This is a genomic window from Saccharothrix sp. DSM 118769, assembly GCF_052936295.1.
Window position 1 is genome coordinate 7066580 of the sequence record NZ_CP193627.1, and the last position, 19384, is coordinate 7085963.

The 19384-nt window shown below is 74.0% G+C and carries 14 protein-coding genes; 1 reads left to right on the top strand and 13 read right to left on the bottom strand.

What is annotated here, in order from left to right:
* Window positions 1-3: 3 nt before the first annotated feature.
* The 4 genes from ACRAKJ_RS29325 to fabG all read right to left on the bottom strand — a co-directional run bounded on the left by ACRAKJ_RS29325 (window position 4) and on the right by fabG (window position 3102).
* A complete protein-coding gene (locus ACRAKJ_RS29325; RefSeq protein WP_438923401.1) occupies window positions 4-477 on the bottom strand; it encodes a YcxB family protein in 474 nt (157 codons plus the stop codon).
* Window positions 474-1502, bottom strand: coding sequence for a ferrochelatase (locus ACRAKJ_RS29330; protein ID WP_438923402.1), 1029 nt, complete (start codon window positions 1500-1502; stop codon window positions 474-476). Before ACRAKJ_RS29330 ends, ACRAKJ_RS29325 begins: the two co-directional genes overlap by 4 nt.
* Window positions 1503-1578: 76 nt before the next feature.
* Window positions 1579-2346 carry an enoyl-ACP reductase FabI gene (gene fabI / locus ACRAKJ_RS29335; RefSeq protein ID WP_438923403.1) on the bottom strand — a complete coding sequence of 256 codons (768 nt, stop codon included), beginning with the start codon at window positions 2344-2346 and terminating at the stop codon, window positions 1579-1581.
* Window positions 2347-2397: 51 nt separating this feature from the next.
* Complete coding sequence (fabG, locus tag ACRAKJ_RS29340) at window positions 2398-3102, bottom strand: 3-oxoacyl-[acyl-carrier-protein] reductase (protein WP_438923404.1); 705 nt, start codon at window positions 3100-3102, stop codon at window positions 2398-2400.
* Between the two features lie 94 nt (window positions 3103-3196).
* Here fabG and ACRAKJ_RS29345 point away from each other — a divergent pair, with 94 nt between their 5' ends.
* A complete protein-coding gene (locus ACRAKJ_RS29345) occupies window positions 3197-5839 on the top strand; it encodes an FAD-binding protein (RefSeq protein ID WP_438923405.1) in 2643 nt (880 codons plus the stop codon).
* A gap of 33 nt (window positions 5840-5872) precedes the next feature.
* Here ACRAKJ_RS29345 and ACRAKJ_RS29350 read toward each other — a convergent pair whose 3' ends face one another.
* The 9 genes from ACRAKJ_RS29350 to ACRAKJ_RS29390 form a co-directional block, all read right to left on the bottom strand.
* Entirely contained in the window at window positions 5873-6196 is a 324-nt protein-coding gene (locus tag ACRAKJ_RS29350) for a divalent cation tolerance protein CutA (RefSeq protein WP_438923406.1), read from the bottom strand.
* On the bottom strand, window positions 6193-8115 hold the full coding sequence (locus tag ACRAKJ_RS29355; RefSeq protein ID WP_438923407.1) for a glycosyl hydrolase family 95 catalytic domain-containing protein: 1923 nt from the start codon (window positions 8113-8115) through the stop codon (window positions 6193-6195). The genes ACRAKJ_RS29350 and ACRAKJ_RS29355 overlap by 4 nt, the downstream gene beginning before the upstream one ends.
* Complete coding sequence (locus ACRAKJ_RS29360; RefSeq protein ID WP_438923408.1) at window positions 8084-10081, bottom strand: beta-galactosidase; 1998 nt, start codon at window positions 10079-10081, stop codon at window positions 8084-8086. Before ACRAKJ_RS29360 ends, ACRAKJ_RS29355 begins: the two co-directional genes overlap by 32 nt.
* The gene (locus ACRAKJ_RS29365; protein WP_438923409.1) at window positions 10078-10986 is read right to left on the bottom strand and encodes an ABC transporter permease subunit; all 909 of its coding nucleotides are present in this window, start codon (window positions 10984-10986) and stop codon (window positions 10078-10080) included. The genes ACRAKJ_RS29360 and ACRAKJ_RS29365 overlap by 4 nt, the downstream gene beginning before the upstream one ends.
* Window positions 10983-11957: an ABC transporter permease subunit gene (locus tag ACRAKJ_RS29370; RefSeq protein WP_438923410.1), complete on the bottom strand. Its 975-nt coding sequence runs from the start codon at window positions 11955-11957 to the stop codon at window positions 10983-10985. Before ACRAKJ_RS29370 ends, ACRAKJ_RS29365 begins: the two co-directional genes overlap by 4 nt.
* Window positions 11944-13566, bottom strand: a complete 1623-nt coding sequence (locus tag ACRAKJ_RS29375) for an extracellular solute-binding protein (RefSeq protein ID WP_438923411.1) — start codon at window positions 13564-13566, stop codon at window positions 11944-11946. The genes ACRAKJ_RS29370 and ACRAKJ_RS29375 overlap by 14 nt, the downstream gene beginning before the upstream one ends.
* Before the next feature lie 25 nt (window positions 13567-13591).
* A complete protein-coding gene (locus ACRAKJ_RS29380; protein WP_438923412.1) occupies window positions 13592-15553 on the bottom strand; it encodes a TIM-barrel domain-containing protein in 1962 nt (653 codons plus the stop codon).
* A 91-nt stretch (window positions 15554-15644) separates the two neighbouring features.
* Window positions 15645-16643 carry a substrate-binding domain-containing protein gene (locus ACRAKJ_RS29385; RefSeq protein ID WP_438923413.1) on the bottom strand — a complete coding sequence of 333 codons (999 nt, stop codon included), beginning with the start codon at window positions 16641-16643 and terminating at the stop codon, window positions 15645-15647.
* Window position 16644: 1 nt separating this feature from the next.
* Window positions 16645-19206: a glycoside hydrolase family 3 C-terminal domain-containing protein gene (locus ACRAKJ_RS29390; protein ID WP_438923414.1), complete on the bottom strand. Its 2562-nt coding sequence runs from the start codon at window positions 19204-19206 to the stop codon at window positions 16645-16647.
* Between the last annotated feature and the right edge of the window lie 178 nt (window positions 19207-19384).

The window sequence follows — 19384 nt, forward strand, 5'->3', positions numbered from 1 at the left end:
GGGTCAGGCGGCCGGTCCGACGTGCTCCGCCAGCAGCGACCGGAACCTCGCCACGTCGTCGTCCCCGGCGAACGCCCGGTGCGGCACGGCGTACATCGCGGTCGTCGCGGTCCGCAGCACGAACCCGCGCCCGGTCTCCGCCCAGCCCGGCAGCTCGTCCCAGTTCAGCTCGCTGCGGGCGGCCTCGCCGACCGACATGCGCAGCGAGTGGGCGTCCGCCGTGCCGGTGACGGTCTTGGCCGCGAGCGGGTGGTTGTGGAAGTTCACCGCCGTGCCCACGGGCACGAGCGCGGCGATGACCGCGGCCAGGGCGAGCGCGAACACGCCCGCCCACGTCATGCCCAGCACCAGGACGACGACGCCGAGCACGGCGAGCACGGCGGCGAACCACGGCGCCCACCGGTACAGCGGCACGGCGGTCCGCAGCGCGTCCCGCCAGTCCGCGGGCCTCGGTGACCAGCTGAAGTCGACGCTCACGTCGCGGGTCCCCGCGCCGGGCGCTTCGCGGGCTCGCAGCACAGCACCGCGCACGGCGCGCCGTTCACCGTGCAGCCGGCGAGCGGGAAGTCCGACAGCTTGCGGACCGGCGCGTCGGCCAGGTGCTCGGCGACCAGCTCGGCGACGAGCCGGGCGAACCGCGGGTCGTCGTTCGGCGTCGTGGCGCGGGCGAAGCCCATGCCCAGCTCGCGCGCCCGGTCGCGGGCCTCGGTGTCGAGGTCCCAGACCACCTCCAGGTGGTCGCTGACGAACCCGATCGGGCACACCACGACGTTGGCCACGCCCTTGGCGTGCAGGGTGTCGAGGTGGTCCACGACGTCCGGTTCGAGCCACGGCACCTGCGGCGGGCCGGACCGCGACTGCCACACCACGTCGTGCTCGGGCGCGCCCACGGCGGCGGCGACCAGCCGGGACGCCTCCTCGACCTGCCGCGAGTAGCGGTGGCCGCCCTCCTCGGGCGGTCCGGACGCCTTGTCGGCCGAGAGCGGCACCGAGTGCGCGGTGAACACCAGGCGGTAGTCGTCGAAGTCGGCGGCGGCGGCGCGCACGGCGTCCGCGAAGGACTCGACGAACAGCGGGTGGTCGAAGAACTGGCGGATCTTCACCAGTTCGGGGGCGTCCTCGACGGCGGCGCGGGCGCGCGTGATGTCCTCGTCGTACTGGCGGCACGCCGAGTAGCCGCCGTAGGCGCTGGTCGGGAACACCAGGGCGCGCTTCACCCCCGCGGCCCTCATCTCGGCCAGGGTGTCCTCGACCATCGGGTGCCAGTTGCGGTTGCCGAAGTAGACCGGCAGCTCCACCAGGTCGCGCACCGCCTCGATCGCGCGGCGGTTGAGCGCGTTGATCGGCGACACGCCGCCGAAGTGCTGGTAGTGCTGCTCCACCTCGTCCAACCGCTCGGGCGGGACACCGCGACCGCGGGTCACGTTCTCCAGGAAGGGGCGGACGTCCTCGGGTCCCTCCGGGCCGCCGAAGGACAGCCAGAGCAGCGCGTCGTAACTCACCCGGACATCCTCGCGCCGACGCGCCCGGGGCGCACAACCGGGTCGGCGTGACCAGCGGCACGCCGACCCGGACGGGTCAGATGCCCAGGAAGTGCATGCCGCCGTCGACGAACACCATCGAGCCGGTGGTGGCCGGGAACCAGTCGGACAGCAGCCCGCACACCGACCGGGCGACGGGGGTGGGGTCGGCCACGTCCCAGCCGAGCGGGGCGCGCTCGCCCCACACGGCCTCCAGGTCGGCGAAGCCGGGGATGGACTTGGCGGCCATCGTGCGCACCGGGCCGGCCGAGACCAGGTTGACCCGGACGCCCTGCGGGCCGAGGTCGCGGGCCATGTACCGGTTGATCGACTCGAACGCCGCCTTGGCCGCGCCCATCCAGTTGTAGGCGGGCCACACCTGGCGGGCGTCGAAGTCCAGGCCGACGATCGAGGAGCCGCGGCCCAGCAGCGGCAGGGTGGCCTGCGCGAGCGCCTTGTACGAGTACGCCGAGACGTGCATCGCGGTGGCCACGTCCTCCCACGGCGCGTCCATGAACGGCGCGCCCAGGCACGACGGCGGGGCGTAGCCGATGGCGTGCACGACGCCGTCGAGGCCGTCGACGTGCTCGCGGAGCCGGTCGGCCAGCGTGTCCAGGTGCTCCTGGTTCTGCACGTCCAGCTCGACCACGGGGGCGGCCTGCGGCAGGCGCTTGGCGATCCGCTCCACGAGGCTGAGCCGGCCGAAGCCGGTGAGCACGACCTGGGCGCCCTGCTCCTGGGCGACCCTGGCCACGTGGAAGGCGATCGACGCGTCGGTGATCACACCGGTGATCAGCAGTCGCTTGCCTTCGAGCAGTCCCGTCACGGGTTGTTCCTCCGAAAGTGTTGTGCCGAGGGGAAGGTCGGTGCCGGGTCCTCAGTGACCCATGCCGAGGCCGCCGTCGACCGGCAGCACCGCGCCGGTGATGTAGGCGGCGGCGTCGGAGGCCAGGAACGTGACGGCGGCGGCGACCTCGTCGGTCGTGCCGTACCGGCCGGACGGCACCTGGGCGAGGATCTGCTTCTTGCGCTCCTCGGGCAGGGCGTCGGTCATGTCGGTGGTGATGAAGCCGGGCGCGACGACGTTCGCGGTGATGTTGCGGGAGCCCAGCTCGCGGGCGATGGAGCGGGCCACGCCGACCAGGCCGGCCTTGCTCGCCGCGTAGTTGACCTGCCCCGCGCCGCCCATGAGGCCGACCACGGAGGAGATGAGCACGATCCGGCCGTAGCGCTTCTTCAGCATCCCGCGCGAGGCGCGCTGGGCGACCCGGAACGCGCCGGTCAGGTTGGCGTCGAGGACGCGGCCGAACTGCTCGTCGGTCATCCGCAGCAGCAGGGTGTCGTCGGTGATGCCGGCGTTGGCCACGACCACCTCGACGGGGCCGTGCGCGGCCTCGACCTCGGTGAACGCCGCGTCCACCTCGGCGGCGCTGGTCACGTCGCACTTGACGCCGAGCAGGCCCTCGGGCGCGCCGGACCCGCGGTGGGTCACCGCGACCTTGTCGCCCTGCGCGGCGAACGCCCGGGCGATCGCCAGGCCGATGCCCCGGTTGCCGCCGGTGACCAGTACGGACCTCGACACGCTAGCTCCCATCGCTGCTGGTTGATGCGGTGCGAGGCTATCGGCTACCCCTAAGTACCCCACCATCGGCCGGGCGTGGATCACAATTGCGCGGGTGACCGGTTTCGCAGGACTGCTCCGCGCCGCGGTGGACGGCGACGTGCTCACCGACCGCGCCACCCGGGCCGTGTACTCGGTCGACGCGTCGAACTACCGCCACGTGCCGCTGGTCGTGGTGCGGCCCCGGTCGGTGGACGCCGTGCTGGCGGCGGTCGCGCTGGCGGCCGAGCACGGCGTGCCGATCACGAGCCGGGGCGCGGGCACGTCGGTCGCGGGCAACTCGGCGGGCGACGGGGTGGTGCTGGACTTCTCCCGGTACCTCGACCGGGTGGTGTCGGTGGACCCGGACGAGAAGGTCGCGGTGGTGCAGCCGGGCGTGGTGCTGGACCGGCTCAACGACGCGGCCCGGCCGCACGGGCTGCTGTTCGGGCCGGACCCGTCGACGCGCTCGCGGTGCACGATCGGCGGGATGATCGGCAACGACGCGTGCGGCGCGCACTCGGTCGCGTGGGGGCGGACGGGCGACAACGTGCGGGCGCTCGACGTGCTGCTGCCCGACGGGCGGCGGTTCGACACGCGCACCCCGCCGCCGCTGGACCTGCCGGAGGTGGACCCGGCGTGGTTCCCGGCGCTCGACCGGCGGGTGTCCGGGTACCGGCTGGACGCGCTGCCGGACCTGACCCGGGCGCTGGTCGGGTCGGAGGGGACCTGCGCCGCGGTGCTGGGCGCGACCGTGCGGCTGGTGGAGGCGCCGCCGCGGCGGGTGCTGGCGGTGCTCGGCTTCGACGGGCCGTACGACGCCGCCGACCTGGCGCCGGAGCTGCGCGAGCTGGACGTGCTCACGGTGGAGGGCCTGAACGCCGAGCTGGCGCGGCACGCGGGCGACGCGCGGGCGCTGCTGCCGCGCGGGCGGAGCTGGCTGTTCGTGGAGGCGGTCGAGGAGTCGGTGGCGCACCGGGCGGCGGCGCTCGCGCCGCACTCGGCGGTGGTGACCGACCCGGCCCGGCAGCGCGCGCTGTGGCGGGTCCGGGAGGACGGCGCGGGCCTGGCGACGCGCATGTCGGACGGCGGCGAGGCGTGGCCGGGCTGGGAGGACGCGGCCGTGCCGCCCGAGCGGCTGGGCGCCTACCTGCGGGAGTTCGACGCGCTGCTGGCCGGGCACGGCAGGCGGGGCGTCACCTACGGGCACTACGGCGAGGGCTGCCTGCACGTGCGGGTCGACTTCGACCTCGCGCGCGGGTTCCGGTCGTTCCTCCAGGACGCGGCGGACCTGGTGGTGGCGCACGGCGGGTCGCTGTCCGGCGAGCACGGCGACGGGCAGGCGCGCTCGGAGCTGCTGCCGCGGATGTACCCGCCGGCGGCGATCACCGCGTTCGGCCGGTTCAAGGCGGCGTTCGACCCCCGCGACCTGATGAACCCGGGCCGCATCACGGCGCCGGTGAAGCTGGACGACGACCTGCGGGTGCTGGTCGCTCCCCCGGTGATCCCGACCCGGGCGAAGCTGGCCCTGCACGCCGACGGCGGCGACCTGGGCGCGGCGTCGCGGCGGTGCGTGGGCGTGGGCAAGTGCCTGAACACCCGGGGCGGCGTGATGTGCCCGAGCTACCGGGTGACGCGCGAGGAGAAGCACTCCACGCGCGGCCGGGCGCGGCTGCTGTTCGAGATGCTCGGCGGGCAGGTGGTGCGCGACGGGTGGCGCTCGGCGGAGGTGCGCGAGGCGCTCGACCTGTGCCTGGGCTGCAAGGGCTGCAAGCGGGACTGCCCGGTGGACGTCGACATGGCCACCTACAAGGCGGAGTTCCTGCACCACCACTACCGGGGGCGGCGGCGACCGGCCGCGCACTACTCGATGGGGTGGTTGCCGCTGTGGCTGCGGTTGCGCCTGGTGAACCGGGTGAGCGCCCGGTTCGCCCGGTTCGGCGGGGTGGACCCGGCGCGCCCGCTGCCGGTGCCGGTGCGGTCGTTCCAGTCGAGGTTCACCCCCTCGGGGGACGGCGGGGAGCGGGTGCTGCTGTTCCCGGACACGTTCACCAACCACTTCGAGCCGGGCATCGGCCTGGACGCGGCGGTGGTGCTCGACCACGCGGGGCAGGCGGTGGAGGTGCCGCGCCCGGCGGTCTGCTGCGGCCTGACCTGGTACTCGACCGGGCAGCTGGACGTGGCGCGGCGGGTGGTCCGGCGGACGGCGCGGGTGCTGCGGCGGTGGACGCGCGAGGGCGTGCCGGTGGTCGGGTTGGAGCCGAGCTGCACGGCGTTCCTGCGGGGCGACGCGCTGGAGGTCGCGGGCGACGACCCGGACGTGGCGCGGCTGGCGGCGTCGGTGCGCACGTTCGCCGAGCACGTCTCGCCGCTGCTGGGGCCGTGCGCGCCGGGCGGTGACGCGGTCGTGCAGCCGCACTGCCACCAGTACGCGGAGGGCGGCCTGGACGCCGACCGGGAGCTGCTGGCCAAGGCCGGGGTGACCGCGTCGCTGCTGGAGGGCTGCTGCGGGTTGGCGGGCAACTTCGGGTTCGAGCGGGGCCACCACGAGGTGTCGATGGCGGTGGGCGAGCTGGCGCTGTTCCCGGCCGTGCGGGCGGCGGCGGGCGGCACGGCGGTGGTGGCCGACGGCTTCAGCTGCCGCACGCAGGTCCGGCACGGCACGGACGCGGAGCCCGTGCACACCGCGACGCTGCTGAGGCGTCGGCTCGGCGTGTAGCCGTGGCCGGCCGCCGGTGTGTCGCGGACGCCGCTACGCGCGGGTCTCCTCGGTGACCCAGGCGAGGTAGTCCACGTTGCCGCCCAGCACCGGCAGGGCCAGCACCTCGGGCACGTCGTAGGGGTGGTGCGCCTTGACGAACTCGGTCAGCTCGTCCACCCGGTCGTAGGCGGTCTTGATCCAGAGCTGCCACTCCCGGTCGTCCCGGACCTCCCCGTCCCACCGGTAGACGCTCCGCACCGGGCCGCTGACCTGGACGCACGCCGCGAGGCGCGCCTCCACGACGGCCCGCGCCAGGCTGCCCGCCGCGTCCTCGCCGTCGGTGGTGGTGATGACCACAACGTGGTTGTCGCTCATCCGCCGGAGCGTAGCCACGGCACCGCCTGCCGCACCCCGGGGCGCACCCGCACCACCTCCGAGCGCTCCCCGTGCCGCAGCACGACGGACCGCGCCGTGCGCGAGGTGAGCGCGACCGACGTGGGTTCGCCGTCCCGCCAGCGCAGGTCGACGGTGAGGCCGCCGCGCGCCCGCAGGCCGGTGACGCTCCCCCGCCGCCACGGGGCGGGCAGCGCGGGCAGCAGCTCGACCTCGCCGGTGTGGCTCTGCACCAGCATCTCGGCCACGGCGGCGGGCAGGCCGAGGGAGCCGTCGACCTGGAACGGGTTCGCCGCGACCAGGTTCTCGCAGCGCGGCATGGCGGCGAGCAGGGACGCGGCGCGCGTGCCGTCGCCCAGGCGGGCCCACAGGGCGGCCTTCCAGGCGTGCGACCACCCCGGGCCGTCGTCGCCGCGGTCCTCCAGCACCAGGCGCGCGGCCTCGGCCTCCGGGGTGCCCCGCCGGATGCGGCGGCCCGGGTAGAGGCCGACCAGGTGGGAGACGTGCCGGTGGCGCGGCTCGGGTTCGGGCGCCTCGCGGGACCACTCCAGGAGCCGGCCGCGCGAGCCGACGGGCAGCGGCGGCAGGCGGTCCAGCAGGGTGGTGTCCACCGGCAGGCCCAGCACCTCGCCGGCCTCGCGCAGGCGGGTGAACAGCTCCCAGACCAGGGTGAGGTCCATCGTGGAGCCGACGCCGACGGCCACCGGGTTGCCGGACGGGCTCTCGTAGTGGTTCTCCGGCGAGGTGGACGGCGCGGTCGTCAGGACGCCCTCGTGCTCGAACACCCACGACCGGCAGAACTCGGCCGCGCCCAGCATCAGCGGCCAGGCGCGGGCGCGCAGCCACTCCACGTCGCCGCCGTGCTCGAAGTGCTCCCACAGGTGCAGGCACAGCCACACGCCGGCCATCGGCCAGTTCGCCCACGCCGGGTCGCCCTGCACGGGGGTCGCCAGGAACCACGGGTCGGTGTTGTGGTGCGCGCACCACCCGTCCGCGCCGTAGAGCGACCCGGCGACCTCCGCGCCGCTCCGGGCCAGGCCGTCGACGAGGTCGAACAGCGGCTCGTGGCACTCGGGCAGGCCGGTGGGCTCGGCGGCCCAGTAGTTCATCTGGGTGTTGATGTTGAGCGTGTAGTTCGACCGCCACGGCGGGTCGGTGCGCGGGTTCCAGACCCCCTGGAGGTTGGCGGGCAGCGTGCCGGGCCGGGACGACGAGATCAGCAGGTGGCGGCCGTACTGGAACAGCAGCGCGAGCAGCGCCGGGTCGTCGGCGGGCCACTCGTCGGTGGGCAGGTCCGGTTCGGGGCCGAGGTCGAGCGAGACGCGGTCGAACAGCGCCCGGTGGTCGGCGACGGCCCGGTCGCGGAAGACGTCCCACGGCGGCGGGTCGGTCAGGCCGACGCAGAACACGACCGCGCCCGGCTCCTCGACCCGGACGAGGGGCAGCGCCCGGTCCACCTCCGCCGTCACGTGCGGCGCGCCCTCGACGCGCACGGCCAGCGCGTGGTGCTCGGCGGAGCACACGGCGTACTGCCGCACCCCGGGCGAGTACCGCACGGCCGCCACGCCGGTGCGCAGGTCGAGCGACCGCTCGTAGCCCTCCCCCGGTTCGAGGCCGCGCAGCCGGAGCGTGCCCAGCGGCTGGTAGACGCCGGTGTCCGGCCCCTGGACCGACCGGAGCAGCTCCTCGGCACCCTCCGGGTCGCCCGCCAGCACGGCCCGGCGCGCGGCGAGCACCCGGTCCACGCCGTCGACCGGCCGGGCCGGGCCGCCGCGCCACACCCGGTCGTCGTTGAGGTCGAACCGGCCGGTGCCCCAGCACACCGCGCCGAACCGGCCGCCGCCCAGCGGCAGCGCGCCCTCCCAGCGCTCAGCCGGAGCGCGGAACCAGAGCCGAGGCACCGAACCTCCCCAGGGTCAGCGAACCGGTCACGGTCGCGCCGGACAGCAGGTCGTCGTGCGTCCCCGGCACGTCCACCCGCGCCTCGGCCGCACCGTGGTTGACCAGGAACAGCACCTCGCCGCGGCGCACCGCCTCGACGCCGCGCGGCACGGCGAGCACCGGGTCGACGCCCGCCTCCGCCAGCACCCGGTCCAGCAGCGCGCGGGTGCCGACCGGTGACGGCCGGGTGCCGACGTACCAGGCCGCGCCCGCGCCGAAGCGGTTGCGCAGCACGACCGGCGCACCGCCGTCCACCAGCGACGCGATCACCTCGGCCCCCTCGGCGCGCAGGTCGTCGTACCAGAAGTCGGCGGTGAACCCGCCCAGCGACGCCGAGGCGCACGCCACCTCCTCGTCCGGGCCCAGCGGCACCACCTCCTCGACGCGCAGGCCGAGCAGCTCGCGGAACGGGGCCGGGTAGCCGCCCAGGCCCACCCGGTCGTGCTCGTCGACCACGCCGGAGAAGAAGCCCATGACCAGCGTGCCGCCGCGTTCCACGTAGGACACCAGCGGCGCGGGGTCGCGCACCAGGTACAGGTTGGGCACGACCACCAGCCGGTAGCGGGTCAGGTCGGCGGCGGGGTGGGCGAAGTCGACCGCGACGCCCGCGTCGAACAGCGGCTCGTAGAAGTCGCGCACGCGCCGCAGCACGTCGAAGTCGGCCGACGGGTGCCCGTCCAGCCGGGCCGCCCACCAGCTCTCCCAGTCCAGCACCACGGCCACCGACGCGGCGACACCCGTCCCGGCGACCGGCGCGAGGGCCTTCAGGTCCGCGCCCAGCGCCACGACCTCGCGGAACACCCGGCTGTCCGGGCCCGCGTGCGGCACCATCCCGGAGTGGAACTTCTCCGCGCCCCCCGCGGAGGCGCGCCACTGGAAGAAGCACACCGCGTCCGCGCCGCGCGCCACCGCCTGCACCGACTGGGCGCGGAGCTGCCCGGCGGGCTTGGGCGGGTTGCGCCGCCGCCAGCTCACCGCGCCGGCCGCCTGCTCCATGAGCAGCCACGGCCCGCCCTTCAGCGACCGCATCAGGTCGAACCCGAGCGCGCTGACCACGTGTGAGGTCGGGTCGGCCGGGTCGGGGTACCAGTCGTGCGAGACGACGTCCTCCTCGCGCGCCAGCGCCCAGTAGTCCAGCGGGGCGTCCAGGCCCATGAAGTTCGTCGTCACCGGCACGTCCGGGGTCCGCCGGCGCAGCACGTCGCGCTCGGCGGTGAAGTGCGCCAGCAGCGCGTCGGAGCAGAACCGGGCGAAGTCGAGCCGCTGGCCCGGGTTGATCAGGTAGGGGGCCCGGCGCGGCGGCACGACCTCGTCCCACTCGCCGTAGCGCTGGCTCCAGGCCGCGGTGTGCCAGGCCGCGTTGAGCGCGTCCAGCGAGCCGTGCCGGTCGCGCAGCCACGTGCGGAAGTGCTCGGCGGTCACGTCGCAGTGGCATACCTGGCCCAGCTCGTTGCCGACGTGCCACAGCGCGAGCGCCGGGTGGTCGCCGTACCGCGCGGCCAGGTCGTCGACCAGCGCCAGCGCGTGCTCCCGGTACACGGGGGACGACGGGCAGAACTGGTTGCGCGAGCCGTAGGACAGCCGGTGGCCGTCGAAGTCCACCGGCAGCGTCTCCGGGTGCCGGTGCCCGAGCCACGGCGGCGGCGACGCGGTGGGCGTGGCCAGGAAGACCTCGATGCCGCCGCCGTGCAGCAGGTCGAGGACCCGGTCCAGCCAGCCGAAGTCCCGCTCCCCCGGCCGCGGCTCGATGCGCGACCAGGAGAACACGCCCACGGTCACCGTGGTCACGCCCGCCTCGCGCATCAGCTCGACGTCGCGCGGCCAGACGTCCTCCGGCCACTGCTCGGGGTTGTAGTCGCCGCCGTAGCGCAGGCCCGCCGAGCCCAGACCCGTCGAACGCAGACCCGTCGAACGCAGGCCGGTCATCCCTTGACCGCCCCCACGATCACGCCCTTGGTGAAGTGCTTCTGCACGAACGGGTACACGACCAGCACCGGCACGATCGCGATCACGACCACCGCCATCTTCACCGCGAGGGTGGCGACGAGCCCGCCCGTGCCGTCCAGCGTGGAGTCCGCGTGGCTGGTGCCGGGGATGGGCTGCCCCTGGAGCACGTAGGTGCGCAGCACCAGCTGCAACGGCCACTTGTCGGTGGAGTTGAGGTACAGGAAGGCGTTGAAGAACGCGTTCCAGTAGCCGACCGCGTAGAACAGCGCGATCACCGCGGTGACGCCCTTGGACAGCGGCAGCACGATCCGGGTCAGCACCCGGAAGTCGCCCGCGCCGTCGATGCGGGCGCTGTCCACCAGGTCCTGCGGGATGTTCATGAAGAACGACCGCAGCACCACCAGGTTGAACGCGGCCACCGCGCCGGGCAGCACGAGCGCCGCGTAGGTGTCGAGCAGGCCGAGGGACTGCACCAGCAGGTAGGTGGGGATGAGGCCCGGTCCGAACAGGAACGTCAGCAGCACCGTGAACAGCAGCGGCCGGTGCGCGAACGACCCGGGCCGCGACAGGCCGTAGGCGGCGAGCAGCGTCACGACCACGCTGAACAGCGTGCCGACCGCGGTGATGCCGGTGCTGACCAGGACCGACCGGGTGACGGTGCCGCCGGAGAGCAGCTCGGCGTAGGCGCCGAGGGTGAACCCGTCCGGCACCACCACGAGCCCGCCGGCCTCGGTGATCGCCGACGACGGCGACACGCTGGTCAGCACGACCACCCACAGCGGGAACAGCACGGCCAGCAGCACGAGCCCGACCAGCACGGCCTTGGCGGCCTGGCCGAGCCGCGTGGGCGCCTCGTCCCAGGCGGGGCGCACGGCGGTCGTCATCGCGAGTACACCCCCTGCTCGCCGGCCAGGTGCGCGACCTTGTTGGCCGCCAGCACCAGCGCCAGCCCGACGAGGCCCTTCGCCAGGCCCGCCGCGGCGGCGTAGGAGAAGTCGGAGTTCACCACGCCGGTGAAGTACACGTACGTGTCGAGGACCTCGGCGGTGGCCGCGCCCACGGCGTCGCGCTGCAGCAGGAACTGCTCGAAGCCGACGGTGAGCGCCTCGCCCAGGCGCAGGATGAGCAGCAGCACGATCACCGGGACCAGCGCGGGCAGCGTCACGTGCCACATGCGCCGCCACCGGTTCGCGCCGTCCACGGCCGCCGCCTCGTAGAGCGAGGTGTCCACGGTGGCCAGCGCGGCGAGGAACACGATCGCGCCCCACCCGGCGTCCTTCCACACCGACTGGGCGGTGACCAGCACCAGGAACAGGTCCGGGTCGGTCATCACGTCCACCGGGGAGGCCCCGCGCTCGCGCAGGAACTGGTTGAGCACGCCCGCGCCGCCCAGCACCTGCTGGAACAGGGTGACGACCAGCACCCAGGAGAAGAAGTGCGGCAGGTAGACGACGCTCTGCACGAACATCCGCAGCCGCGGCGACAGCAGGCTGTGCACGAGCAGGGCCAGGCCGATGGGGACCGGGAAGAAGAACACGAGCTGGAACGCGGTGATCGTGAGCGTGTTGGCGGTGGCGTCCCAGAACGCGGGGTCGCCGACGATCCGCGCGAAGTTCGAGAACCCGACCCACTGGCTGCCCGCGATGCCCACGTACGGCGAGTAGTCCTGGAACGCGACCGCGTTGCCCAGCAGCGGCACGTAGTGGAACACCACCAGCAGCAGCACGGCGGGCGCCACCATGACCAGCAGGGCCCAGTCGCGGCGCAGCCGGCGCACCCAGGACGCGCGGCGGGGTGGGGAGGCCGGGCGGCCCGCCGAGAGGGCGGGCCGCTCCAGCAGGTCAGCGCCCGGCATCGGAGAGCGCCTTGTCGTAGAAGGCCCGCAGGTCGTCGCCGCCGGCCTTGCGCCAGTCCTCGGCGAGCTTGCCGACCTCGGAGACCGGCGTGCGCCCGCGCAGGATGTCGTTGGTGCGGTCCTCGAACTGCTTGGGCAGCTTCGAGTGCTCGGCGGGCTCCTCGATGCGCAGCCCGAACGTCAGCGGCTTGACCTGGTGCTCGTGGGCGTCGGCCAGCCAGCCGTGCAGCGACGTGACGTAGTCGGGGTACTGGGCGTCCACGATGGCGTCCGGCGGCGAGGCGAGGAAGCCGTAGGTGAGCGTGATCTCCTTGCGGCCCAGCTCGTTGAGGTCGGGCGCGCCGCCGGCCCCGCGGGCGCTGTGCTCGCCCTCGGTGCCGTAGCGCAGCAGGAAGTGCTCCTCGGTGCCGATGGGCGCGGCGGCGAAGTTCGCCACGCGCAGCAGCTCGCGCACCCGGTCGTCGGGGACGTCCTTGCGGATCAGGGTGACCATCGCGGTGGGCGGGCTGACCGGGTAGCTCGGCTCGCCGCCGTCGTGCGCGAACAGCGGGAAGGCGTCCATGCGGAAGCCGGGGTTGGTGGGCCGCTGCTGGGCCAGCGCCTCGCGCCACGCGCCCAGGCCGTCCTGGTAGACGAGCATCTGCCCGCCGGCGAACAGCTCCTTGACGCGGGTGGTGCTGCCCGCGACGAGGTCGGGGTGCACGTACCCGGCGGCGTACAGCGACTGGGTGAACTTGACCGCCTCGGCGTACGCCTCGGTCTCGATCTTGTTGACGACCTTGCCGGAGGGGTCGCGGCTCCAGTCGCCCGGGTCGCCGAACATGCGGACCATCGAGCGGAACACGTCGCCGACGGCCCACCGGTTGGCGCCGGGGTCGTTGACCTGCTTGCACAGCGCCACGAACTCGTCGGCGTTCTTCGGCGGTTCCACGCCGAGCTGCTCGAACACGTCCGAGCGGTAGAACAGCGCTTCGGGGAACGGCTTGTCCGGGAACGGCACGCCGTAGAGCCGCCCGCCGTAGACGCACGCGTTCCAGGCGTCGGTGGGGATGTTGGCGAGCAGCGGGTAGTCCTCGACCTTGTCCCCGGCGAGGAAGTCGGTCAGGTCGCGGAACACCTCACCGACGCCCTCGCTGAAGCGCGGCGGGATGGTGAACGTCGGCATGACGGTCATCTCCGGCACGTTCTTGCCCGCCATCATCGCGGCCAGCTTCGCCGCGTAGTCGCTGCCCTGCACCAGGTCGAACTTGACCACGCCGCCCAGGCGCTCGTTGACCGCGTCGTAGTAGGAGTTCTCGCCCAGGCCCGGCGGCACGGGCCAGAAGGCGGGGGTCATGGCGGTGACCTCGCCGCCCTTGAGCGGCTTCTCCCCCACCGCCGCGACGAGCTTGTCGGGGAACGACAGGTAGCCGGGCGAGGAGCCGTTGACGCCGGGCAGGTCGGGCTTGGCGAACTCGACCGGGATGTGCGCGGGCAGCACCTTGGCCAGGGCGTCGGCGCCGAGCGCGCTGCCGGTGTGCTGGGCGGCGGTGCCGCCGCAGCCCACCAGGAACGCGCCGCCGACCGCGGCCGAGAAGCCGAAGAAGCCTCTGCGGGTGAGGTTGTCCATCGTGGGAACGCCCCTTTGCGTCGGGTCAGAAGGGTTGTGCGCCGTCGCGCACGAAGAGTGGGATGCGGTGCAGCGGCGCGTCGGCCAGGACGGTCCGCCCGCCCTCGTGGACCTCGCCGGTCGCGTGGTCGGTCCACCGCGCGCCCGCCGGCAGGCGCACCTCGCGGGACCGCTCGCCGTGCCGGCACACCGGGGCGACGAGCAGGTCGGGGCCGAACAGGAACTGGTCGTCCACCGCCCAGGCCGCCTCGTCGTGGGGGAAGTCGACGAACAGCGGCCGCATGGGCGGCAGGCCGGTCCCGGTGGCGACGCGCATCTGCTCCAGCACGTAGGGCCGCAAGCGCTCGCGCAGCCGCATCGCGGCGGTGATGTGCTCGTACGCCTCGTCGCCGTAGGACCACACCTCGTTGGGGCCGCCGGTCATGGTGGGGTGCAGCGGCACGTCGGGGTCGCGGAAGCCGTGCAGCCGGAACAGCGGGCACAGCGCCCCGTACTGGAACCAGCGGACGATCAGCTCGCGGTACTCGGGCGAGTCCTGGTCGCCGCCGTGGAAGCCGCCGATGTCGGTGGTCCACCACGGGATGCCGGACAGCGCCACGTTGAGACCCGCGCGGACCTGCGCGGCCAGCGACTCGAACGTGGCCGGGATGTCGCCGGACCACAGGGCGGCGCCCCAGCGCTGGCTGCCCGCCCAGGCCGAGCGGTTGAGCGTGATGATCTCGGTCTCGCCCTCGGCCCGCATGCCCTCGTAGAACGCGCGGGCGTTGTTCACCGGGTAGGCGTTGAGCACTTCGGGACCGGGGCCGTCGTGGGTGAGCAGGTTCTCCGGCGTGCCGGGCTTCAGCTCGGGCTCGCACGCGTCGAGCCACCACACGCGCGCGCCGAGGTCGTAGTAGTTGCGCTTGACCCGGTCCCAGACGAACGCGCGGGCCTCCGGGTTGGACGCGTCGTAGAACGACACGCCCACCTCGCCCACCACGCCCTTGTCGGGCCAGTCGGCGTGCACCGGCGGTCCCTGCTCGGTGGCGATGAACAGGCCCCGCTCCAGCATCACCGGGTAGTTCTCGGACAGCGGGCTGACCGAGGGCCACACGGAGACCATGAGCTTGACGCCCATCCCGTCCAGCTCGCGGATCGCGGCGGCCGGGTCGGGCCACTCGGCGGGGTCGAAGCGCCACTCGCCCAGGTGCGTCCAGTGGAAGAAGTCCACGACGATCACGGACAGCGGCAGGCCGCGGTCGCGGTACTCGCGGGCGACGGCCAGCAGCTCCTCCTGGGAGCGGTAGCGCAGCTTGCTCTGCCAGAACCCGGCCGCCCACTCCGGGAAGTCGGGTGCGTGGCCGGTGGCGTCGGCGTAGTTGCGCAGCACGTCGGCCGGGTCGCCCGCGGTGAGCCAGTAGTCGATCTGCCGCGCGCTGTCGGACACCCAGCGGGTGCCCGTGCGGCCCAGCTCGACCCGGCCCACGGCCGGCGTGTTCCACAGCAGCCCGTAGCCCTGGCTGGACACCAGGAACGGGATGGTCACCTCGGCGTTGCGCTGCACCAGCTCGACGACCGCGCCCTTCTGGTCGAGCAGGCCGTGCTGGTGCTGGCCGAGGCCGAAGAGGCGCTCGCCGTCGTAGGCGCGGAAGTTCTGCGAGATGCGGTGGTAGCCGTTGCCGGTCGAGGTGAACAGCCGCGAACCGGGCCACCAGAAGTGGATGCGCTCCTCGGCCAGCAGCTCGGTCTGGGTGTCCTCGCGGACGAACCGCAGCAACCCCTCGCCCAGCTCGACGCGCAGCCGGCCGTTGACCAGGACGGCGCTCTCCTCGCCCACCTTCACGTCGACCTCGGCGTCGGGCCGCTCGCCCAGCGCGCCGGGCACGTCGTCGCGCACGCCCGTCAGGCCCACCCGCACCCGGACGGCGTCGGGGCCCCACGCCTCGACCCGCACCACCTGGTGGCCGTCGCGCCAGTCGAACCCGCCGCTGATCTCGCGCAAGCCCATCCGGTGTTCCTCCTGTTGAGTTCGAAGCGCTTCGACGTGGTCGGGAGCGGACCCCGGGGACCGCGCGGTGGCGCGGCCCCCGGGACCGCGGTCAGCGCGTGGTGCTGGCCCGCTCGGTCAGCCGCGGCGGCAGCAGCGTGAGCGGTGGTGTCGGGGTGCGGTCGAGCTTGGCCATCAGCAGCGCCACCGCGTGGTGGCCCAGCTGCTCGGCGGGCACCGCCACCGAGGTCAGCGGCGGCATCAGCCGCTCGGCCTGGTCGTCGGGGCAGATCGCGATGACCGCGATGTCGTCGGGCACCTTGCGGCCCAGCGAGCGCAGCACCTCCACCACCGAGGGCAGCGCGGCCTCGTTGTGCACGACCAGGCCGGTGACGGCGGGGTGCCGGTCCAGCAGGCCGGTGATGGCCACCCGCACCGACTCGTGGTCGGTCTCGGTGGGCAGGGTGGTGGAGGCGACGCCGCGGCGCATGGCGGCGGCGCTGAACCCGGCCATGGTGCGGTGCGCGAACCCGGTGTCGCGCTGGTAGACCGCGCGGGGCGCGCCGACCAGCGCCACGTAGGTGTGCCCGAGGTCGGCCAGGTGGTCGACGCACCGCGCGCCCGCCTCGGCGAAGTCCAGGTCCACGCAGGTCAGGCCGGCCGCGTCGGCGGGGAAGCCGATGAGCACCGAGGGCCGGTCCAGTTCCCGCAGCACCGGTACGCGCTCGTCGTGCATCTCCACGTCCATCACGAGCAGGCCGTCGACCTGGGCGCTGCCCGCCACCCGGCGCAGCCCGGCCGCGCCCTGGTCGGCGGTCACCAGCAGCACGTCGTGGTCGTGCCGCCGGGCCGCGTTGGCGACCGCCACGACGAACTGCATCAGCACCGGCATGTGCATGCCCTCGCGCATCGGCAGCACCAGCGCGAGCACGTTCGCCCGGTTGCTGGCCAGCGACCGGGCCCCCGCGTGCGGGTGGTAGCCCAGTGCCCGCACGCTCGCCTCGACCCTGGCCTTCGTGGCCGAGGAGATCGAGCGGCGCCCCGTCAGCACGTACGACACGGTGCTGGGGGCGACCCCTGCGTGCCGCGCGACATCGGCGATGGTGACCACGTCAACGCACCTCCCTCACCCGCACGCCCGCCGCCGCGGCGGTGAGCACCAGCGACGCGCCGTCGCGCCGCGAGACCCGCGTACCCGGCGGCGCGGACCGCTCGCCGTCCACCACGTCGTGGAACGCGATCCAGCCGCCCTCGCGGGTGAACTCCACCTCGTCGTCCACCAGCCGCACGCCGTCGCAGTCGTCGAAGTCGACCGCGCGCAGCACACCGGTGCGCGGCGCGATCACCTCGCCCTCGACGTCGACGTCGAGGCGTGCCCTGATCTCCCGCGACGAGGAGCCGACCGCCAGCTCGTACCGCCCGGTCTCCACGACGCGGCGGCCGGTGGTGACGTCCCAGTGCCACAGGTGCTCCACGGGCAGCTCGACGGTTACGCCCTCCCCCGGTTCGAGGTGCACGCGCCGGAACGACTGGAGCCTGCGCACCGGCTGCCGCACCCGCGACCCGGGGGCCGACGAGTACAGCTGCACGACCTCCGCGCCGGGGACGAGACCGGTGTTGGTGACCGTCACCCGGGCCGTGCCGCCCTCGTGGGTCAGGTCCGAGTAGTCGAACGTGGTGTAGCCCAGGCCGTGCCCGAACGGGAACAGCGGCTCGCCGGTGAAGTACAGGTACGTGCTGCCCGCGCGGATGACGTCGTAGTCGAGGATGTCGGGCAGGTCGTCGTCGGAGCGGTACCAGGTCTGCGGCAGCCGGCCGGACGGCGAGAACGCGCCGAACAGCGCCTCGGCCACCGCGCGGCCCTGTTCCTGGCCGCCGTGGGCGGTCCACAGGATCGCCCGCAGCCGCTCCTCCTCGCCGTCCAGGGCGTACGGGTAGCTGCTGACCAGCACGAGCACGGTGTTCGGGTTGGCCTCGCGGACGGCCCTGACCAGGTCGAGGTTCGGCAGGCGCAGCGTGGTGCGGTCCTGGGTCTCGCGGCCGTTGACGTGCGGGTCGTTGCCGAGCACGAGGACGGCGACCTCCGCCCGTGCCGCGACCTCGGCCGCCGCGGCGGTGCCGTCCACGACCAGCTCGACGGTGAACGGGCCGGTGTCGGTGCCCTGGACCTTGTTGCGCAGCACGACCTCGTCGCCGGTGAACCGGGGCTCGAACAGCTCGCGCACGTCCCACCCGCCGGGCGTCTCGGCCTCCGCGACCACCGTCCCGCCCGCCGTCACCCCGAGGTAGCGGCGCGACGCCACGTCCCGCAGCGCCCACACCCCGTCGCCCCAGTCGAACCGGTCGAACAGCGCCCGGTCGCCGAGGCCCACGACGCCGCCGCGCACGCCGAGGTAGCGGCCGTCCGCCGCGCGCAGCGCGATCCGGTCGACCCCCTCGTGGTGCGCGACGGTCGCGAACTGCTCCAGTCCGCGGCGGACGGTCACCCGGTACGGCAGCGTGCCGCTGTACCAGTCCTCGAACACGGTGTCGGCGTGCGTGCCGATGACCGCGAGGTCCACCCCGGACCGCAGCGGCAGGAGGGAGTCGTTGCGCAGCAGCACGACCGCCCGCCGCGCCGCCTCCAGCGCCAGCTCCCCGTGCGTGCCGATGACGTCGGCGGTGATGGACGCGTAGGGGTTCCCGCGGGCGGGGTCGTCGGCGGTGTTCCCGTCGGCGGGCGGGTCGAACTCGCCCAGCCGGAAGCGCAGCGCCAGCACCCGGCCCACCGCGCGGTCGACGACCACCTGCTCCAGCAGGCCGTCCTTGAGCGCGGTGGTGACGCTCTCCACCGTCAGCGTCGGGTCGGCGTCCTGGTCGGTGAAGCTGTCCAGGCCCGCGTGCAGCATCGCGGCGTGCGCCTCGGGGTGGCCGGGCAGGTACGCCTGCACCCCGGCCACGTTGGACGGCGCGTAGGCGTCGCTGACCGCGACCAGCCCGTCCGGCGCGCACGGCCGCAGCTCGCGGTCCAGCAACGGGGTCAGGTGCGCGGGGCGGCCGTTGACCAGGTTGTAGGCCAGCATCACGGCCACCGCCGCGCCCGACCGGACCGGGCCGAGGAAGCACGGCAGCTCGTACTCGTGCAGCACGCGCGGCCGCAGGTCCGACGACGTCGTGCAGCGGTCGTCCTCGTTGTTGTAGCCCAGGAAGTGCTTGAGCGTGGGCGCGGTGCGCAGGTAGCGCGGGTGGTCGCCGCGCAGGCCCCACGCGTAGGCCGTGCCCATCTCGGCGGTGAGCACCGGGTCCTCGGAGTAGCCCTCCTCGTTGCGGCCCCAGCGCGGGTCGCGCAGCGGGTTGACCACCGGCGCCCACGCGTTGAGGCCGTGCGCGACGGGGTCACGGTGGTGGAACCCGCGCGCCTCGACGCCGGTCGCCTCGCCGACCCGGCGCACCAGGTCGGTGTCCCACGTCGCGCCCAGGCCGACCGCCTGCGGGAACACCGTGGCCCGGCCCAGCCAGGCGACGCCGTGCAGCGCCTCCAGGCCGGTGCGGAACTCGGCGAGGCCCAAACGGGGCACGGCGGGTTGGCGCTGGTGGAGCATCGCCACCTTCTCCTCGGCGGTCAGCCTGCCCAGGAGGTCGGCGACCCTGGCCTCCACCGGGAGCCCCGGGTCGCGGAACGGCAGCGGGTCCACGGCACACCTCTCGCGCTCGTCGAATTCGTCGAATGTCCAGGTATGTGAATCGAAACGATTCGATTCGCGATCGGAGATCACCCCGTTCGGCTCAGCGGCGGGGGTGCCAAAAATGTGGCACAGGTCTCCAAGCCGCGTCAACACCGAAGTTTCGCGAATGTTTCGATTCGCTGGATTC